The sequence below is a fragment of the Desulfitispora alkaliphila genome, assembly GCF_050433185.1.
In the GTDB taxonomy this organism is placed as follows: domain Bacteria; phylum Bacillota; class Desulfitisporia; order Desulfitisporales; family Desulfitisporaceae; genus Desulfitispora; species Desulfitispora alkaliphila.
Genome location: NZ_JBNPXS010000047.1, coordinates 1 through 21092 on the forward strand (window position 1 = coordinate 1; position 21092 = coordinate 21092).

The following is a 21092-nucleotide window of genomic DNA, read 5'->3' on the forward strand; positions in this document are numbered from 1 at the left end:
TCTGATTTGATGATCATTCCAATAGGCTTTACCAGATGGACTTTTTATCCCTTTAGCATGGAGCTTTTGAATAATATTTTTATACCTACTTCCTGACACATACTCTTTGGCAATAAAGCGGATGACTTCTGCTTCTTCGGGGACAATCTCCCAGTTTCGGTCTTTATCAATATGATAGCCATAGATATTTGTTGTTTTATGGATGATGCCTCTTTGAGCAAGCTTTGTAATACCCCATCTGATATTTTTAGAAAGGTTCATCACTTCATTTTCTGCAACAGCTCCCATTAGTGTAATTAACATAGTTGCTTCCTTATCTGCAGAGTTTATATTTTCTTTTTCAAAATAACATTGGGTTGGATTAGGTAGTTCTTTTAGGGTTTTGATAACTTCAAGGACATCTACTACATTGCGGCTAAATCTAGAAATCGACTTGGTAATGATCAAGTCAATCTTTCCTGCTTTTGCCGCTTCTATCATTTTATTAAATTCTTCTCTATGTTCAGTAGAAGTTCCCGATAACCCCTTATCTGCATAAATTCCAGCAAATTCCCACTGGGGGTTTTTGAGTATTAAGTAGGTGTAGTACGCAATTTGAGTTTGTAACGATACTTGCTGCTGACCCTCAAGGGTGGATACCCGGCAATAGGCTGCCACTTTTAACTTCTTATCATTTTTGCTCAATATATTTAATGCTTTGGCTTTACTAAGGCTTTTCTTAAGGTTTTTAACTGCTGCAATCCCCATTCCAGGCTCAAGCTTAATTACCTCATTCTGTACTTCTTCAGTGTGAGCTTCAACAGCCATGTTCTTGACCTCCTCTCTGGTGCTTACTTGCAGTGCAGCTTCTATTTGCTCTAATTGGATTGGTAGTTTGTGGTTTAACTCTATTGTTGATATTATTTCTTGTTCTGTGATTTCTTTTTTGATTTCTTCTATCTCAGCTTCACCAATTACCGTTTCTTTTTCATCAATCCACTTTATGATAAAAGCATCCTTTGAATAAACTGCTATTTCCATAACCCAAGCTCTGATTAGTTCTACAGTTATCTCATCCCTAAATTCATCTATATTTTTAAGGCTTGCAAGCCAGTTGATAGCCTGATCCCGATAAGTTCTGTCAGCTTCAATTTTTGAGAACCGCTCTTCAAACTTGGCGTATTCTTCTCTTTTTGCTGCTATGTCTAGGCCCTGGCTTTTAAGGATCTCAATCTCTGTTAGCATTTTTAATCGATGAAATTCAAAGTGGTCATTCTGATTGATATGTTGCAGAATTTTTAAAAGCTCTGTTAATGTGTTAAATCTCTCTTGAAAAGCTTTTAAAGCCATTTCTTTAAGCTCATTATCACTTAGCCTTTTTGCTTTACATAAGTTGACACTGGGAAGGGCGTTGGGACAGTCCCACTTTGTATTATATTGGGCACGGTACCTTTTCTCGCAACGCCCACAGATAATGCGCTTTGAAAAGGCCCTTTTTCTTTGCTTATTATTGTTGTTATGGCTTTTTTTGCCTACCTTTTTTACTCGCTCTTGTGCTAAGTTAAAAACATCTTCGGTGATTATGGCAGGATGAGTGTTTGTTATTAAATACTGCTCCCGATCTGTTGTTTTTTTGATTTTTCCAGTTAGAAAATCTTTAGTCCTAGATCTTGCAAGTTTGTTCCCTATATAAACGACACTGGTGAGTATCTTTTTTACCACAGTGCTTTCCCAGCGACTATTGCCTTTTTTAGTTTTGATGCCATTTTGGATTAGCTCTCGGTTAATCTCTGCGTAGGTTTTACCCTGAAGGAACTGCTGATAAATCCACTTGACGACTTTAGCTTCTGCTTCATTAATAGTCACTATGGTTTCACCATCTTTAAAATTTACATCATAGCCATAGGGGTTTCTAAAGTTGGGCTTTCCTTGTATTAACTTTTTTTCATACCCATATTTACAAAGCTGGGAGGCAGTTTCGATTTCATCTTGAGCGATTGCAGCTTGAACAGAGAAGATAAATGAATTGTAGTCCCGGGAGGTGTCTATGTTCTCTCTTTCAAAATAGATTGTAATGCCTAATTCAGTTAGCTGCTTTACCACCTCTAGCAGTTCTTTTGAGTTTCGAGAAAATCGGGATACGCTTTTAGTTAAAATTAAGTCAATTCTTTCTTCTTTACAATGTCTAATTAGTCGCTTGAAACCATTTCTTTTATCACTACTTACAGCTGAAATTCCAAAGTCAAAGTAGACACCTACTAGTCTGTAGTTCTTTTGGCTTTTGATAAATTGGGTGTAGTAGCTTACTTGATTTTCTAAGGATTTGTATCCATCTTCCCGCTTAACACTTACCCGACAGTAAGCTGCCACACGAGTTTTCTGGTCTTTATTGTCAATGGGGCTCTTTTTCTTTTCATAGAGGGGATCCCACAATACATTTTTCCACTGAAAGTACTCTGGATATTTAGACACAAAAAAACTCCTCTCCACTAAGGTTTAATCATGTCCTATCTATGCCTCAGCTAGATAGATATTTCAAGTTATTTCTTAGTGAATTGGAGTTTTTTATTATTTTAGCAAATGTCTTTTCGAGTAAGTGGTGCGGGTAATGCCGCATTTGAATTTGAATTCTACCTGGTAGTTTTCATGCAGGGTACCTCGCTCCACAGTTTTAGAAAAGATATCATCTCTGAACTTATCTGTTGGTTCTTCAATTTCATCCAGGTAATGTAGGAGCTCATCAAGGTGTTTTTTTAGGAAAATACTCTCTTGCTTGTTCTTGTAAAGTCCGTCATGCTCCATCTGCAGTATTTCTTGTTCGTAAATCAAGTGTCTTAAGTTAGCATCGTAGACAGGGTCATTTGTAGCAGTTTCTCTTGCTGCCATTTGGCTAATTTGGTCTGTTACCCTATCTATTTGGTTTTCTAATTCTACTAATCGTGTTTCTTCTTCATCTTCTAGTGAGCACTCACTTATGGCTTTCTTTGCATCACTAATGATTAGGTCTTTTTCTTCTTTAAATTCAAAGAGCAATTTCATGAAAGCCTTCTCTAATGCCTCTTCCCACACATATTTTGAGCTACATGTAATTTCTTCTTTGCTGCATTTTGCGCTAACCCGACATTGCCAAGCTGAGAAATAGTACCTCTCCCCTTTCTTTTTGGAGGTGAGCCTTCTTCTTATCACAGGCCTGCCACATATACCGCAGACGAGCTTATTTGAAAAAGGGGCTTTGCCGCTATATCCCATCCGGTACTTCCCATCAGGGTCGTGAAGCATATTTTTTCTTCGTTTTAATTCTTCCTGGACGGCATTCCAATCCTCTTCTGATATAATGCTTGGGAGGCTGTTTTTGATATAGTATTGGGGCTGAATATTTTTGTTTGCCACCCTTTTATGGGTCAGAAAATCCACAGTGACAGTCTTTTGAGCTAGACAGTGGCCCATATATTTTTCATTCTTAAGAATTTTATATACGGCATCCCCAGTCCATTTCTGGTTACCTCTAGCTGTAAGGAGCCCATCTCTCATTAATCCTCTTGCAATTGTAGGTGTACCCTTCCCCTCTAGATATTCTCGAAAAATCCTCTTAACCACTTCTGCCTGTTTTTCATCGATGATGATGTTCCCATCTTTGTCCGTATCGTACCCCAAAAAGTATGTGGTAGGGCAGTGTATTTCACCCCTACTACACCTTTTACTCCAAGACCATCTGGTGTTTTCACTCACACTGCGGCTTTCCTCTTGCGCTAGCGAGGATAGGATCGTGAGGAGAAATTCGCTCTTGCTATCTAATGTATCTATGTTTTCTTTTTCAAAATAGACCCCACAAGGGTTTGGTAAGCTCTTTAACATGCGGACCGTTGAGATGCACGCCATGATGACGAAAGGATAAAATGGGCAAAAGTGTACTTTTTTTGACCTACTATAGGCGAGCTATATAATAGGAAGCTTTTTAATCTGAGGTGATGACAAAGACTAAAAACGGGCATAAAAAAAGAAGCCCACCACTGGTTAAGTGATGAGCTGCATAGCTTATTCTTACTCTTCTATTCTGAACGAGTTTCTTCTATTACATAGAGAAATTTTTGCTTAATTTTTTTATACAAATAGAGCCAATCATATAAGATAAGTTTCATATCGCCATGAATCTTAATTCTTTATTTACTCTAAATGCCTTATCTTTTTTCATAGTAATATTTTTGCTTTGGACTTGTTGGCTTGTCTGGAATTGTTAATTTCAATAATTCACCTTTAACCAGCGGGCTAAGTATTTTTTCTCTGAAATGACCTCTGTGGTTGAGTTTCAAAAAGTTCTGCATTTCTTCTCTAGTTCTTGGAGTTTTACAGAACTCTAATAGTCTCTTAATATCTTCATCAGCTTGGTCGGTAACTTGGACGGTAGCTTGGTCGGTGTCTTGGTCAGTAGCTTTAAACACTAACGGAATAATCGTTTTAAAGACGTCATCTTCAATAAAAGTCGGCTCTGCACCTGAGTAAATCTTGTTGTATTTATGAATATTTCTAACTCCTGATCCTAATTCGTCCACCCATCCAGTTTCTTTAAAGAACCTTGCTATAGTTGGGTTTTTTGGAAATGGTGAAAAGTTCTCCGGGTCAATAATGCCGTTACCATGAGGCTTGTTGCTATTTTCGGTGAAAACCCTATCTTTTTCAATAACTAGTTTAGCCGGAAATGGATTAGCAAATTCTCTATGAATTAGTATGTTTGATATAACCTCTCTGAAGATCTTATCCCTTAGACTTATTCGCTGGTCTTTTTCCAAATAAAATTTATCGTTCAGATGCTTTGCAATAAACTGCATTAGCCTTCCATAACTATCAATTAAGTTGCACCGAATATCATCCCTATCATCATAACGGTCTGTATCTTCTTTTCTAAGAATAGCGTCGGTCCGATAGTGAGGTAGCGCAGCATGAATCAGTTGCTCATTACCAAAAAGAAGAATTCCTCCTAAGGTTATACCTTCCTTCCCACTCTGCAGGTCCTTAAGATATAAGCCAGCACTTTTTAAAAGCTCCAAGTCATCCATCGACTTCCATGGGTGATTTGGTTTCTGATTGGCAGCCATTTTTCTAACCTTAGCAAGTAGTTCACTGTCTAACTCAGATAGCTCTGCAAATGGAAAAATGCGGTTTTCTGTATAAGTTCCTTGTTTTCTCATATACATTCCAGAAACAAGATTTGTGTTGTCAGTAATATTAATATCCCCATCTTCATTTCTATCAAAAATCTTACCATTACACCTATGCACCTGAGAACTTTCTGGCACGAAGATGTAAAGAATTACTTTCCCGTCAATTTTAACCTCTTCAATAGATAAATAGAAGGTTGGGCTGATTTTCTGAGGATTGTTCATAGCAGTTACAAAATCCTTCTTAACCTTCTCTATCGCTTCTGGGTTTATACCAATAATATCACCTTTATCTTCAACACCAAGAAATAGGTGTCCTCCATTTCTATTCAGAAAAGCACAGACCGATTCAAAAACATCTTTATTTAACTGGGTTTTGCATTGCTTAAACTCAACATTAATGCTTTCGCCACCGTCAATGATTTCTTTTAACCATTCTATCTTCATAATATCAACACCCTGTTATTTTAGTACTGGATAATCAGATATATTCCTTATAAACACAGCTGATTTATCCAGCCGCAATATTTAAAGGCCGCTTAATTGGTATTATTAACTTTAATTATAGAATTAAAAATGTTCTATTCAAAATGAGCGATTAGCCCAAAGATATATGCTGTATTTCGAGATAGCTCTATAGCTTCTTGTTTTAGATGTCGTTCCCCTTTAGCCCAGCGATGATAGTATTCATAAACTTTTATAAACTCTTCTTTTCTAATGGGTCTACTCTTAGACATTTTTGTGGATGGCTTGCGAGTATAAGAATTATCCACATACAATTTATCGTTAACAATATATGCCTTAAACCATAAGGGTTCTTTTTTATTGCTAGGTACTGTTTTAACGTCTATTGGATTTTTAGTTATAGCCGCCTCTATTTTCCCCCATAAGTCTTCTCCACTCATCACTCCACCCCTTCTTTCAATTTAATAATGTTTCCTGGCAATGCCTCAAATAGATCTGGATAATGACCACATCTAGCCCTTATCTGAGTATATTCTGCCTTTGTTCCGTCCTTCTTAAGATAAAGTTTCCTATCAAAGATAGTATCAGCTAGTTCAGCTGCATGCATTGCTTTATCTTCAGATTCTAATAGCACGATCTTCATCGCCTCTTGGAGTGTATTTTTGTTAGCTACTATTTTCATCACCTGATCAAGCGATTTTGAATTGGAGTCATATTTTATGATGATATAGACTGGCTGATTATCCTTTAGTAATACTACCTTTCCATTTCTTTCAACTATCTGAAGAACTCCCTCTACATTTGATTTCAAGTTTTCCAATGAAACTAAGCTCTCTAGATTAACTTCCATATTATGTCACCTCAGCTTTAAGATAACATACACTTATACATTTCGTCAATATAATTGTATCTATTTTTGTATGCTTTAAACATTTTGATTATGTAGTCTTTCACTGTTAACCTAACGCATGCATTTTTAAGCATAAAAAAAGAAGCCCATCACCGATTTAAAGTGATAAGCTATTGGTTGAATTTCTTCCTATATTTCAGATTGGCTGATTTGGTAAAAATAAAACACCAAACGTTATTGACCTGACAAAATCTATTATCTTAATTACCTTAATTCTCTTAATTCCTTGGCTAGGCTGTAAGGAATTATTTCGTATTCTTCTGTTTCTAAATAAGCTTTTTCTTCATGCATGTAATTCACAATTTCTCTTGCTCTGTAGTTCTTAAACTTAGTGGCCACACTCTCAAGAATGTTAAGTTCTTCTAGTGAAAAATCTGAAACATTTACCTGTTTATTAGGAACAATTTTATAGCTTATATCTTCATAGATAATTTCTTCAATTACTCTCACAGTTGGCAGGTATATGATTTCATCGAAAGCTATCGGTAGTGCTCCATAAGGCCTATGCTTATATACAAGTCCTGTCATGGATCTTCCATATCGTCTAAAATGAAGTGCATCTGCGTACCATAAGAGTTTCATCAGTTTAACTTTAAATACATTGTTAGCAAAATGTGCAAAATATCCAATGATATTCGCAAGCTTCTCTATATCTAGTTTTTTAAAACCATTATAATCACTTTCTTCTTGAAAATTAACATAGAGACTATTAATTTCCTGTTTTTTCAAATAGAGGTTCCCAACTTCTTCAACCTTGTCGGTGATTTTCTTGCGTATTCTTTTATATCTATCTTCTGTAAATCTTTCCTTGTGTCTATCAAGATTTTCTAATGCAAACATTGGATTTTCAAAAGCCATACGCATAATGTTGTCGTAGGTTTCATCTTGGACAGTTTTACTTTCATACCTTGTTACAGTTACATCTCCCCACCCTAGTAAAGCAGATAAGTCGCTCTGTGTTAATCCATAAAAGCTTCTAATTTCTGCAATTTCATTAGACGTAAGTAACCCTTTCTGAATCCGATAAGCATCTCTAGCTCTTAGTAGGTTTTCATCCATCAAACCTGCTGGAACAAATTCATTTTCTTCCTCATCACTTAATGGGCATAAATAATAAACTTCTTCATAATTAACAACCTCACCTTTTACAAGGCCCTGAGTTAATCTTTTTCTCAATTCCAATGAATGAACCTTATTGCAAATCGGACAATCCATTTCAGCTGATTTGATTAAGTAATCATTAGTCATAAAATTTCACTCCTTCCTTTTATCCAGTGTTAACCATAAGGTAATTTTTCCGGGAAAGGATATCTTGCAAAATGGAAAGATACACAAAAAACTTTGCAATTCTTTCGGTCTCTTATTTTAGCTTTGATATAAACATCTTTACTTTTTATTGATTTTGCAAAAGCAAAAAATGGAGGTAAGCTATTATCTTTATCATCTATAAAAGTTTCCATATACTCTGCTATATCTAAGGCTAACAGTTGATTCAGCACATCATTTTTATCAAATTCAAGAGCCAGCAGTGTATTAGCTGTAGTATATGGATCTATTGGCGACTCACTTTTTTTCTTCATTAATATATCTAGATCTTTAGAAACATTAAATCTAGGGTCAGTTAATAACTCTTTCAATTCTTTTAAAAATGCTACAACTTCTTCTTCGGACGATATTATCTTTTGACTCACAAGTACACCTCCTGGTACTTTTATTATATGCTATCAATTGATAGTTGGTCAATAGATAATTTGCCCTTTGATAGTATTATTGCCTTATATGAAAGAACTTAATTCTGTATGATAAATTAACTTTTAGTAACAGGAATTTGTCCTATAAAAATAACCCACCAAGTAGCTTTATAGTCTCCCTATAAGGCCTACTCAGTGGGTTGCTTTATTACCTCTTTCAAACAGAATAATATCTCTGCTTTTTATTATATAAATCATCAGGGAAAGTCTTCTTTAATATCTCCTTCTCTAAAAGTGGGTTGATAATAGCTGCTCTTAAATGCGATTCTGATATGAACATAATCTTGTTCATAAATTTAAACATTTCAATAAAACTTCTAGGCTCCTTACAAAATTCCAATAATGCTCTCACCTCTGGCCCTTTCAAAAACTTTTCTTTTTTAGCCTTGCGCTCTAAAGCTTTACTATCATTTGTCATTTTTTTATAATCTTCATAGTTAAAATCTATAGACCACTCTAACCCGGGTTTTAAATGATAGATAATCCTGCCATCTTTAAAAATTACACCACTTTCAACTACTCTAGTGAAGATGTCTTCTGGGAATGGAATTCTCTTACCATGACTAAGCCACTTAAAGCTAATCTTTTCATCAATTTTCTTTAGTTCCTTCATTAGCCAGCTCAGTTCTTCTCGGTCTAGTTTGGCTCGTCTTCTTCTGTCAGAATAGATTTTAAGCTGGGTTTGTAGCTCTACTATTGCTTCGGTGAGTTCATCTACTTTTTTGGAATCCTGGCCATCTTTATTAATTTCTTCATCAACTGCTTCATAGAGCTTCTGGTTGAGAGCTTCCATTCTTTTTCTCAAATCTTTTTCTAGAGCTTCTTCCTCTTCAGTTAGTTCTGTCTTTGAGATTAGCCCTTCCACTGTATTTTTAAATTCTATGCTATTTTTAATATCCAGCAGTGTCTTTAGAAAATGTAACTCCAAGTATTTTTGTTGGAACCGGCGGGCCTCACACCGCTCACTTATATAATAGCTATGACCTAAGCCGCATATCCAGTTGTGCATCTCATAGTTCTTTTCCACATATCTTTGATGCCCAATCAGGTTACCGCACTCACCGCAGGTAAACTTTTTGATAAAGGCTTTGTTTTTGTACTGGTCCTTGGGATATTTGTTTCGCTCTTTTTTTGCAAAGGTTTCTGTACGCTCTTTTAATATTACTTGGACTTCTTCCCAGTCACTGCTAGAAATGATCGGTTCGTGGTGTTGTTCGATAAAGTACTGGGGTAGCTCTCCGTTATTAGGTGCGATTTTGCCTGCCAACACATCTTGGGTGTAGCGCTTCTGGTATAGATAATTTCCTCGGTATACTTCGTTTGTTAAGATACTTCTTACTGTACCCCCGTACCATCTTTTTTTGCCATGGGGACTTTTTACCCCGTCGTCCGTTAGCTCTTTTGCTATTTGAGTCATATTTTTCCCAGCTAGTGTTTCTTGATAGATTCGCTTAACTACTAAGGCTTCTTCTTCCTTAATGGTAAACTGATTATTCTCATATCCATAGTTTTTAGTTCCTGCTTTTACTATGCCTCGCTCAGCATATTTTCTTTTGCCCCAGGCTATGGAGCTAGATATGTTTAAACTTTCTTCCTGGGCAATGCTACCGAAAATTGAAATCATGATTTCGCTGTTCTCATCTTTTGTTGAAATATTTTCCTTCTCGAAGAACACAAACACGGGCTTTGGCAAGCTTTTTAACATTCTTACTGTCTCTAGTACATCCAGGGCATTTCTGCTAAATCTTGATATGGATTTGGTGAGAATTAAGTCCACATTGCCTGCTTTGCATTCATCTATTAGTTTTAAAAATTCGGTTCTGTTTTTTAAGGATTTACCCGAGATGCCTTCATCGGCAAAAATCCCTGCGTATTCATAGTTAGGGTCCTTTAGTATTCGGTAAGTGTAATAGGCAACTTGGGTTTTAAGACTAGTTGTCTGTTCATCCCTATCAGTGGAAATTCTGCAGTAGGCTGCAGTGCGCAGTTTAGCTTTTTCTTTTCTAGTCTTGTACTTGGCTAGTTTTTGTTGTATATCGTTTAAGATGAGTCCACCTTGGCCTGGCTCTATTTTAATTACTTCTAGGCTTTGGCTCACTTCTTCTACCTCCTCTCTAAGCTTTCCATCGGGATTAATTACTTTAAAGGTAAATGCTTCAATTGGACTATCTGCTTTAGGGCTAGGTTCTTCAACTGGACTGGTTGCTTTTGGGTTAAACTCTTCAATTGGACTGGTTATAGGGCTAGGTTCTTCAACAGAACTGGTTGCTTTAAAACTAAACTCTTCAATTGAACTGGTTATAGGGCTAATTTCTTTTTTACAATTACCTACTACTGTTTGGGTATCGTCTACCCAAGTTATGATAAAGTCTTCAGAGTTATAGATGGTCATTTCCCTAATCCAGGCTCTCATGTGCTCAATTGTAACGCCTTCTAAGAACTCATCTGGGTTGTTCTTCAGCCAGTTTATAGCTATATCCCGATATTTTCTATCGTCTTCAATTTTGGCTATTCTATCTTCAAAGGCTAGATAGTCTTCTTCTAATTCCTCAGTCTTGCTAGCTGCTGATTTAGCCGCCATCTCTATTTCTGTTAAGTATTTCAGCCGATGGAATTCAAAGTGGTCGTTTCTATTGATTACTTGGATTTCTGTAAGCATCTTTTTAGTTTGAAAGCCATACTTCAGCTCTATGGCTTTTAGCATCATCTCCTGTAAGAGGTCTTCTTTTAATGATTTGAATTCGCATACCCCCACATCACTGGGATTGCATTTCCAGTAGTTAACGCCCCTAGTTGGATAGTTAGTCAGCTTGTAGCCGCAGTGGCCACAGTTCATCCTGCCAGATAGGGAGCTCTTTGTTTTCTTTTTATTATGGTTTTGTTTTGGCTTTATTTCTTCTAGGCGCTTTTGGGCCAAGTTGAAAACTTCTGTACTGATTATGGCTGGGTGGCAATTTTCTATGAGGATTTGGTCTCTTTTGCCTTTGGTAGCACTTGTGGTAAAGATGTCTTTTCCTCTCTCCCTGGTTAACTTGTTTCCGGTATAAGTTAGGTTAGTGAGAATGTTTTTAACGGTACTTCCCCGCCAGAGGTCTTTTCCAACAGAGGTTTTTATACCTTGCTTCATTAACTGTCGGGCAATTTCTGCAAGAGGTAATCCACTTAAAAACATATCAAAGATTTTTCTCACTGCTTCTGCTTCTTGGTTAATCTGCAAAGTGCTGTGGTCTTGGTTTTTTATCACATCATAACCTAGGAGGGGGCTATACATAGGTTTTCCTTTCATAAATTTCTTTTCAAATCCCCATTTGGTGGATTGGGATATGTTCTCAATTTCTTCTTGGGCTAGGGCTATGTAGGTACTTAAGAGGAATTTGTTGTATTCGATAGAGGTGTCAATATTCTCTTTTTCAAAGTAGATGCCCACGTTTTGTTCTTTTAGTTGGTTGACTATGGCCAAAAGTTCCTCTGAGTTTCTGGAGAACCTGGAGATGTTCTTAGTAAGTATTAAGTCAATCCTTCCTTCTTGACAGTGGCGCAATAGCCTCTGAAAGCCCCTTCTGTTTTTGTAGTTAGCACCGGTTACGCCATCGTCAAAGTATATCCCTACAAACTTCCAGTTGGGTTTGTTTTTAATAAAATGGGTGTAGTGTTTGACCTGATTTTCTAGAGATTTTATTTTAGCATCCACCCCAGGGCTCACTCTGCAGTATGCTGCCACTTTTATACCAAGCTCGCTACTTTCTAGTGGGCTTTGGTTCAGTTCATCAAGGGGTGCCCAAAGGGTCTTAACCCACATTCCTTTTTCGCTTTGATCCACAACAAAAACTCCTTTCTGATAGAGATATGTTATCTATCACTCAAAACCGGTTAAAATTCAACTACTATTTCCGGTTTGAAAGGAGTTTTTTTCTTTTTCCAAGTCTATCTTGGAAGTTTATTATGGTTTAATTCTGTTTCCAAGACCCAAATACTATCTTGGAAGGTTTTTATGGTTTACTTCTTTTTAGTTTTCTTAGTCCAGCCATTTCTTTTAATGCCGCATTTAAATTCAAAGGTAACTTCATAATTGTGGTAGAGGATACCCCGCTCTACAGTTTTAGCAAAAATATCATCCCTGAAATTCTCATCCTCTTCCAATCCCTTTAATTGCTCCAGCAGTTCATTCAAGTGCTTTTCCAGGTAAATGCTCTCCTGCTTATTGTCATTGATATCATCATACTCCTGTTGTATAATTTCCTGCTCATATATTAAGTGTCTCATGGTGGTATCGTAAATAGCATCACTTGTTGCAGATTCTCTTTTTGACAATTCACTAATTCTATTATTTATGGCTTCTAGCTGTTTATCTAGTTCAGCAAGCCTTGTCTGTTCGGCTTCAGTTAATGAGCAGGCTTGGATGGCCTTTTTGGCATCAGAAATTACCGTCTCTTTGGTTTCTTTCATTTCATACAGAACTTCCATAAATGCTTTTTCAATATTGGTTTCCCAGGAATATCTTGAACGACACTCTTTAAAGTCTGGTTCCCTCCCTGAAGCTACCCGGCATTGCCAGGCTGAAAAATGAAACTGTTCATTATTTCTTTTGGAGGTGAGCCTGCGCCTGATGACGGGCCTACCACATTCTCCGCAGAAGAACTTGTTGGAAAAAGGCGCTTTCCCGCTATAGGTTTGCCTGTATTTGTTATCAGGGTCTCTGAGCATTTTATTTCTTCGCTTAAGCTCCTGCTGCACTGCGTTAAAATCTTCTTCTGAGATAATAGCTGGGTGGGTGTTTTTAACGTAGTACTGGGGCTGGAGATCTTTATTGGGAACACGCTTATGGGTTAAAAAGTCTATGGTTACAGTTTTCTGCGCAAGGCAGTGACCTTGATATTTTTCCTGCTTTAAAATTTTATATACCCCATCCCCAGTCCACTTTTTATTGCCTCTTGCGGTGAGTATGCTATCTTTCATTAGCCCTTTTGCTATGGTGGGTGTGCCTTTGCCTTCTAGGAACTCTTTGAAAATTCTCCTCACCACAGCTGCTTGCTCTTCATCGATGACAATATTTCCATCCTTATCGGTATCATACCCCAAGAAGTAAGTAGTGGGCATGTGTACTCGCCCTTGCTGAAAGCGTTTCTGCACTCCCCACTTGGTGTTTTCCGACACTGACCTGGATTCTTCCTGTGCCATCGAGGATAGGACGCCATGATGACGAATAGATAAATTCCTTAAAAGTGTACTTTTTTTGACCTACTATAAGCGAGTTATTATAGGGGTTTACTTATATGCGGAATGGGTAAATTGGACAAAAAAAATAAGCTCCCCCATATGCAGTCAGATTTTTATTTTTTAATCTGTCTACCTATAGGGGAGCATATCAAGTTATGAGCTGGGGTTTATATTTTGCTAAAAAAGCTTCTTTTATAATATGTAGTTATTACTATTTTGTTTTAGGTTTCTGTTTATTAGCGCTTTTTGAAGATAACTCGGGCTTGGTACCAAATCCCTTCGACACATCTTCTGTGCCAAACCTACTGCCTTCGTTAACGTTTTGGGTACCAAATCTACTTGAAGTATCTGTATTGCCTGAACCACCTATACGGTCATCCCAACTTCTATCATCATCAGCCATTTTTTACCTCCTTACTAAATAAACATATTTATACTATAAACAATTGCCGTCATTATAACAGCAGCCATAATTAAATATATACCCTTTCTATATATTTCAACTTTTTGATTGTTTACTTCATTATTATGTTTAACGACTTTTTGATAATCAGCCATAATCTCCATTGCAATTTTATCGACTTTTTCTTTTGTATTGCTTTCAACAAAACCTTTTATTGCTAGCCTTTTATATGTTTGAATTGAAATCACTCTTACAAAAAAAATTACCGCCAATATAAGTGTAGCCAAAGTTAAAAACGTAAATATAATTACTAGAACAATCGGAAATGCCTCAGGAATAGAATTCACTTCAATGCTCCTAAATTCGGGTAGTTTTAAGCTACTAGAAAGGAATACTAGTAAAGCACCCGCAAATGCTAAAAATATTCCCGTTCTTGCTTCCAAACTTCTTACCCTATCTGACTCATGTTCATATTCTTTTTGTATGACAGCTAACATTAATTCAGCAGAAGGATATATTTTTTCAGCAGTATCTATACCTTGATTGTTTTTTTTTACACTACTTTCTTCCAATATTCTACACCTCCTCGTCTGAATTATAGCAATAATTCTCATTTTAATACAGTATCATTTAGATTTTTTTAAATAAATAATAACACACAAAGGAGTTGTGAAAGATACGAGTAATAAAGCACCCACTGAGTAGGCAGGATGAAAATTATCCACCCTAAAAATTAAAAATGTTTTTGAAACAACAAAAGCAAATAACATTAATAGAATCACATAAAAAGAGAGCCCACCACAGTTAAGTGATAAGCTACTAACTCCTACTTTGATATAATACATGTCTTTTTCCGGTTCCATAAGACTATACTGATTGATCTAACATGTAAATAAAAACTATCCATAGTAACATAATTAACTAATTTAAATTTAATCAATGAATCTATCTTCTAACTCTTCTTCTTACCTGCTGTTTAACCCTAGACTCTATCTTTTGATATATTTCAATTTCTGCTTCTGCCTCAAGTGACGCAACAAGAGAATATCCTTGCTTTTTATCAGACCATTTTTTTATTGAATTAACTACGATATAATAATTGTCTCCATAATTGCTTCCATCAGTTGAAAACTCAAATCTCATTTTTTGTAAGGTACCCTTATTTCTTATTTCCTTGCCAACGATCTTGCAATCGCATCTGAATTTCTTTTCAAATAAATCTGCTTTATCATCTGTTTCTCTCCCGCTTTGAGTTGAGTACACTTGATAAACTTCTTCAAAAGATTTGCCTCGAATAAGTTCAAAATTCATTATGGTCCCTAAATAATCAATTCTAGTTTTTCTAACTTCAGGATTATACGCTAATACTATTTCAATAATTTTCTTTCCTTTAGCTTGTCTAAACTCTTGTAATATAGGTACTTCATATATATGAAATGTGTCAGGTGCCAACTTTTCCTCATCGTCAACAATATCAGAATATAAAGTAACTCGATTATTTTCAGAATCCAAAACTTGCTCAATATCTGGCACACCATATCCAGCTGTATAACAAAGTATTCTCTTTTTATCAAAAATTATATTTCCTTGATGATTCCTCTGAAATATTTGTGCTATATCTTGCGGTTCATAGTTTTCAAACAAGGAACTAAATCGGTTAATAATCTGCGGCGGAACCTCTGCCGAATAGGCTAACAAAGCTCGAACAGTATTCATTGATATCTCTGGGTATTTATTAATCAATTTTGCCGCTAAATGCGAAATATACGGAGCAGCAAAACTACTCCCAAAATGAAACTGAAATAGGCTTCCGGTGATTTTATTATTGAAGGCTAAAACACTTAATCCCCTATTTGGGTGTTCAGAAAAATTCAGATTAAACCTATTATCTATGTGCCTATCCCCGCCATAATATAATAAGTCTGGTTTTATTGATTTATTGGTACCATAACCCACCCTAGTTAATGTAGATAATTCATCCCGACATGTAATAGGGATCGGTGTTATATTATCGTTTTGATAAAGAACAGGAACATTACCTGTTGCAATGCTCCCAACGGTTAAAGACAAGGCAGAGTTTGCGGGTTCAATTATTCTTGCATTATCATTTTGTAAAAAAAATACTGGATAACTCTCTTGGATTTTTTCGACAGGCATGTCCAACTCAGGATGATAATTACCTGATGACACCACAAAGAGGATATCATATTTATGTTGCAATTCATCAACTACACATGACCATGCATTAGGCTTACCACCAGCAAAGATTTGTTTACTATCTCCTTGCGATAAATTATAAATTCTACAACCATAATTTCTATAGAAATATTCTACTATCTCTTTCATCTGATTTGGAATTAACTTTTCATAAATCCCCAAGTACCTAGAGACAATAACTTTAATAAATTCTTTTTGATCAATTGAGAAGTTACTAAATTCTTTATTTTTTGATATTTCATCTAACCCAAAATTTCTTTCATATATTTCTACCAACAAGTTTTGTTGCTCAAAAGATAGCCTAATTTCATTATCCTCTAGTTCGGACATACAAAGGTTAAATTCACTTATATACCCGCCATCATGTACTTTTGCATTCATGATGTATATTTCTGGTTTATATATCTTATCTTTACTGATATCACCATAAGCACATATTGAGGCGACCATTGTACCATGCCCAACATTATCATGGTCGTTAGTTTCACCCGTTCCTATAAATACTTTAGAATCACCAATTACTCCTTGGAAAAGTGGATGGCCTTTAAATATTCCGCTATCTATTACACATATGCTTGCTGATTTAGCTGGATCTAGTCTAGAATCATCAAATTCGATATCACTTATTTGTATTTCTTTTTCTTCGATTGCTTTACTCCTAGCGATAGAATAATCAGGAATATTTTGTATTTGATATACTAAAGGATTTTTTTTAATAATATCAATTTCCTCTGCAAGCGCATGAATCCTTAAAACTACCACTGAAGTACTAACATAAAAATCACAAACTCTAATGTTATGTTTTATTAACTCAGTCTTAATTTCACTGACTTTTTCAATGTTCTCTTGATATGTGTCGAAAATCCATAAATACACATCGTAATAGTTTTTGCCTTGATACATATTAAGGTTTTGGGTCCTGTCAGACGAATCCCAAGGAGTTATTGACTTAATAATATTAAATAAGTCTTTATGAATAACATGTTTAGTTGCAATTTCCCCGCTTTTATATTTTTCTAGGCCAGCTAAAAATTCTGGTATATCAATATCTTCTGAAAATAAAACCATTAACTCTTTTGATTCTTCATCAATAATTTTCAGACCAAATGCTAACAACTTGTCCTTTATTCCTTCAGATATTATTGCATTATCTTCAAGCTCAACTTTTAATATAAGGTGTGGTGAAAAGTGAAACTCTCTGCAAATTTCTTTGCTAGTTTGTATAATATTCTTAACAGACTGATCAATTTTCCATCCATGCTTCTCATGGTCTTTAGGAAAGTCTTGACCTATAAAAATCCCTTTTCTTCTTTGTGTTTCTTCTATTTCGATTTTAGAAAAGTTTAAATGTTTCACTCTTATTCACCTTCTATTCTGAAAAGCTGGATATTAATTTCTGCCTTTCTTTTTCCTTATCAAGTACTTCCTTAAATTTATCTAGTTTAACTGAATTTTCATCTTGTAATATTGCTTGTTTTATACTATCTTGGCATATCCTTTCAATGTCTGAAAATGATAGGCCGACCATATCTTTTAATAAGTCATCAAACTTAAAATGATATTTAAAAACTCTAAATTTAATTTCAAGCATTTTCTCAATCTCTTTTTCGGTAGGTTTACCAAAATAAATAACCTCATCAAATCGACGCCAAAGAGCATTATCAATTAATTTTTCGTAATTGGTTGCAGCAATAATAATTGTTTCCGATTCAAAGTTATCCATCAACTGAAGAAATGTATTAACTACTCTTTTTAATTCACCATGTTCTTCGTTATTATCTCTACTTTTTCCAATAGCATCAAACTCATCAAAAAAAAGTATCCAGTTTCCACTTTCAGCGAAATCGAAAATTTTTGAGAGATTAGATGCTGTTTCACCTAAATAGCTCGACACTACACTATCAAATCTAGTATACAAAATGGGAATACTCAGTAAGTTTGACAGTACTTCAACACTTAGAGTTTTTCCACAACCAGGTGGCCCACAAAATAATAATTTCCTTTTAGGTTTTAAGCCATAAGTACTCAGAACATCGCGCTTTTTATTCTCCATAACTACGTTGTTGATTTTTTCTCTAATTTTTTGGTGAAGTATAATATCACTTTCTTCTTTATCAGTGTACTTAATCTCAACAAGGTTAGTATTATTATCTTTATCCTTTGGTAAATTGCCTATCGAATTAATATATCTAGGTGTTCTTTTAATATCACTAGAAGGAGAAAACATAGCTCTTTTTAATTTATCTGCTAGCAAAAAATGATTCTTTTTTTGTTCTTCTTTAATTATTTCAAATGCAATTTTTGCAAAACCTTCTTCATCTTGATTTTTAAAGTTTTCAAATAGCTTAATAAGCATTTCACCAGATGGCATAATGTTTCCTCCCTTCCCTTTAATAAACATATTCTTACATTTATCATTGTACCATACTTCAGTACAATTTCAATTCTAATAATAAAGTTCTTATAAATCATTTTTGACCCGATTCTGTTATTATTTTATTGTTAGGTTTAATTTTTTCTTTTTAGTCTACCATCTTAACATAAGAGAATGGATAAATACTTATCACTTTCTATCTCTTCATGAAGCTTCTTTAACATCTGCACTTCTTCGGCCACTCGTATAGCCTGCGTTTCTGCAGAGTACCCGTAAGATGTCATCTTAATATAAGGCTTGAACTGCTAACGCTGAAGCCCCGTACATTTCTATTGATCTAACTAAAACAGTTAAGCCATACCATTCTCCCCATGGTACCATTACTACAGAATAACGTTCTTCATCATTTTCTTTTACACCGAATACCTCGAAGATAAATTCACCTAGAGTAAAGTAGTTTTCTTCTTTTGCCACCACTAAAGTATTAACACAAAAAATAACGGTTTATAAAATGTTTTTGGGTAGTAGGTAATAATTTTATAGATACATTAATAGTTGAAAGCACTTGCAGAAGGGGGGGGAGCAATGATATGAATGAAAGCGATCTGGTTTTGAAATTTAAAGAGGTTTGTGCTCAAAGAGTGATAATATTAAAATAGTTCATGTTGAAAAAACTCACAATCAAAACATATGTATTGTGGCTTTAATTTCCGCTGCTAATTTTAGCAGCTACCATAAATTTAAGCTCATATTGGCAAATTAACCAAAAAATCAAGTAGCTGCTCAATATTTTTGTTGACAGGAACAATTTGTAAATGTATAATAAACAAAAAGCTGCTAACTAAAGCAGCGTCATGGGAGGTTTTAAGTATGGCTGTTAAAATTAGTAAATCCCTTCAAACAAATGCATTCAATGATCCGACAAAAGAAACTACTAATAAATCAATTAGTCAAATCTGTAATGAAGTAGCTTCCGGGCAAATTATTATGCCCATTTTTCAACGTGATTTAGCATGGACAATAAATAAGAAAGTAGATCTATATAACTTCCAATTAAATGGTTCAGCTCCTGTATCTCCAATTTCAATGAATAAAATTGGTTCTAGAAGTCTCGATATGCCACATGTTACTTTGCTAGAAAGAATGGAATTAGTTAATACCACACTTCTAGGGTATCTAAGTGTAATAGATGGACAGCAACGAATTTCAACTAACTACCAAGCTTTTATAAATGATGAATCAATTAGAACTATTGTATTAGACATAACTAGAGGCTATTTCCTTGACCTAAAAGACAAAGATATTAAAAAAAATCAAATCCCAGTAGGTGTTCTTTATAACCAAGATCCAGGAATCTACACTGAATATATTAAAAAACATCCTCTTTTAGCTGAATTTGATGTATCTTCTTTACTTGGCCAAATACGCACAAAATTTTTTAACTACTTTTATACAATAAATTTTGCTCAAGATTTGCCTGGTGATGAACAGATACAGTGGTTTGATGTTTTAAATTTAGCTGGAAGCCGAGTACCCGAAATCCAAATGAAACTTACGCGCTTACAAATTAAAGGCTTAGATTTCTATAAAGAATACTCAAACATTTTCCAGGAAAAGTTAGAGTTACATGGACTGGACTTATTTGTAAAAAAAAATACAGAAGTTTCAATTCCCTTGGCTACATTAAATCCATCATTTGAAATATCTCTTGAGAAAGCACATACATCTAATTACAGTCCAATTCCATCTGACACAAAAGAATCTACCATTACTGAAATGGATCCCAATGAATTAAGAAAGTGTTTTGACATGACTCTTGCAGGCTTAGGCAGTGCATTAGAATTTCTCAGCGACAACAGCCTACCAGAGCCATCAAGGATTGATTACATCACATATCTGACCGGTTACTTTGTTTACAAAAAAGGGACCCAACTAACAGAAGCTAATAAACACAACCTCATAGATTGGTATAATAATGTAAGTTTCGTAAACAAGTCTAATCAGGAAAGACGGGAAATGTTTAGTAAATTATTAGATTTATAACTCTTCCTTATGTGAAATCTGATCAACGGGTTGAAGTTACTCCATCCAGAAGCGGTAATCAGAGCTATTGATGGTCGTTACTTAACGCTTTTTTAAGATACCAGCATTATAGAAATATCAATACTTAAAACCCACTAAGTAGGGGATATCTCCAACCTAACTACTCGGTGGGTCACTTTTATATCCTTGGCGCTTACACCCTTCATCCCTTTTTTACTAGCAACCACACCTACTTCTAATATTTGCTGTTATAAAACACCAAACTTTAGCTAATCTCCTTATAAACCTCATCAGCCTGCTCGGTAACTATGGGGAACTAGTCCCCCTAACCTTTATCCCAATAATACCGCCTGTCGTAAATTTGTTTCCCCCGAATTAGCTTTAGCTTGCCAGCTTGTAGCAAGGGCATTAAAACCCTTTTGTTAAATGAATTCTTGCTCTCGATACCTAGATACTCCCTCATCTCCTTTGACATTTTTGCCTCCTGGCAGAACTCCTTAATCATTTCTACTTCTTTTGAAATGAGCAGCTCTTCTAGGTTAATATCTGCCTTGGTCTGCTCGAAATTTTCAAGATA

Annotated in this window: 16 protein-coding genes and 1 pseudogene; 1 reads left to right on the forward strand and 16 read right to left on the reverse strand. The window is 35.3% G+C overall.

All coding sequences use genetic code 11. The annotated features are described in order from the left end of the window. From GGQ84_RS13520 to GGQ84_RS13590, 15 genes are all read right to left on the reverse strand, one after another. A partial coding sequence (locus GGQ84_RS13520; protein WP_429163342.1) for a recombinase family protein occupies positions 1-2451 on the reverse strand: 2451 nt, incomplete at its 3' end. 96 nt (positions 2452-2547) lie between these two features. Next, on the reverse strand, positions 2548-3834 hold the full coding sequence (locus tag GGQ84_RS13525) for a recombinase family protein (protein WP_429163343.1): 1287 nt from the start codon (positions 3832-3834) through the stop codon (positions 2548-2550). A gap of 323 nt (positions 3835-4157) precedes the next feature. Further along, positions 4158-5582 (reverse strand): RNA/DNA-binding domain-containing protein, encoded by a 1425-nt coding sequence (locus GGQ84_RS13530; RefSeq protein WP_429163344.1) that lies wholly within the window; start codon positions 5580-5582, stop codon positions 4158-4160. 134 nt (positions 5583-5716) lie between these two features. Next, a complete protein-coding gene (locus GGQ84_RS13535; protein ID WP_429163345.1) occupies positions 5717-6040 on the reverse strand; it encodes a hypothetical protein in 324 nt (107 codons plus the stop codon). Beyond that, positions 6040-6450 carry a hypothetical protein gene (locus GGQ84_RS13540; protein ID WP_429163346.1) on the reverse strand — a complete coding sequence of 137 codons (411 nt, stop codon included), beginning with the start codon at positions 6448-6450 and terminating at the stop codon, positions 6040-6042. The genes GGQ84_RS13535 and GGQ84_RS13540 overlap by 1 nt, the downstream gene beginning before the upstream one ends. A 264-nt stretch (positions 6451-6714) precedes the next feature. Continuing rightward, complete coding sequence (locus GGQ84_RS13545) at positions 6715-7758, reverse strand: type II TA system antitoxin MqsA family protein (protein ID WP_429163347.1); 1044 nt, start codon at positions 7756-7758, stop codon at positions 6715-6717. Between the two features lie 29 nt (positions 7759-7787). Further along, on the reverse strand, positions 7788-8201 hold the full coding sequence (locus GGQ84_RS13550) for a hypothetical protein (RefSeq protein ID WP_429163348.1): 414 nt from the start codon (positions 8199-8201) through the stop codon (positions 7788-7790). Between the two features lie 217 nt (positions 8202-8418). Then, on the reverse strand, positions 8419-12081 hold the full coding sequence (locus GGQ84_RS13555) for a recombinase family protein (protein ID WP_429163349.1): 3663 nt from the start codon (positions 12079-12081) through the stop codon (positions 8419-8421). 176 nt (positions 12082-12257) lie between these two features. Next, the gene (locus tag GGQ84_RS13560; RefSeq protein WP_429163350.1) at positions 12258-13439 is read right to left on the reverse strand and encodes a recombinase family protein; all 1182 of its coding nucleotides are present in this window, start codon (positions 13437-13439) and stop codon (positions 12258-12260) included. A gap of 250 nt (positions 13440-13689) precedes the next feature. Next, positions 13690-13881 carry a hypothetical protein gene (locus GGQ84_RS13565; protein WP_429163351.1) on the reverse strand — a complete coding sequence of 64 codons (192 nt, stop codon included), beginning with the start codon at positions 13879-13881 and terminating at the stop codon, positions 13690-13692. Between the two features lie 14 nt (positions 13882-13895). Continuing rightward, entirely contained in the window at positions 13896-14453 is a 558-nt protein-coding gene (locus GGQ84_RS13570; protein ID WP_429163352.1) for a hypothetical protein, read from the reverse strand. 373 nt (positions 14454-14826) lie between these two features. Further along, entirely contained in the window at positions 14827-17454 is a 2628-nt protein-coding gene (locus tag GGQ84_RS13575) for a S8 family peptidase (RefSeq protein WP_429163353.1), read from the reverse strand. Positions 17455-17467: 13 nt separating this feature from the next. Beyond that, entirely contained in the window at positions 17468-18469 is a 1002-nt protein-coding gene (locus GGQ84_RS13580; protein ID WP_429163354.1) for an AAA family ATPase, read from the reverse strand. Positions 18470-18633: 164 nt separating this feature from the next. Next, a complete protein-coding gene (locus tag GGQ84_RS13585) occupies positions 18634-18756 on the reverse strand; it encodes a hypothetical protein (protein WP_429163355.1) in 123 nt (40 codons plus the stop codon). 1 nt (position 18757) lies between these two features. Further along, a complete protein-coding gene (locus tag GGQ84_RS13590; protein ID WP_429163356.1) occupies positions 18758-18946 on the reverse strand; it encodes a DUF6557 family protein in 189 nt (62 codons plus the stop codon). Between the two features lie 396 nt (positions 18947-19342). Here GGQ84_RS13590 and GGQ84_RS13595 point away from each other — a divergent pair, with 396 nt between their 5' ends. Then, on the forward strand, positions 19343-20515 hold the full coding sequence (locus GGQ84_RS13595; RefSeq protein WP_429163357.1) for a GmrSD restriction endonuclease domain-containing protein: 1173 nt from the start codon (positions 19343-19345) through the stop codon (positions 20513-20515). A gap of 325 nt (positions 20516-20840) precedes the next feature. Here the strand turns inward: GGQ84_RS13595 and GGQ84_RS13600 are convergent. After that, a pseudogene (locus GGQ84_RS13600) lies at positions 20841-21092 on the reverse strand (hypothetical protein); the annotation flags it as partial.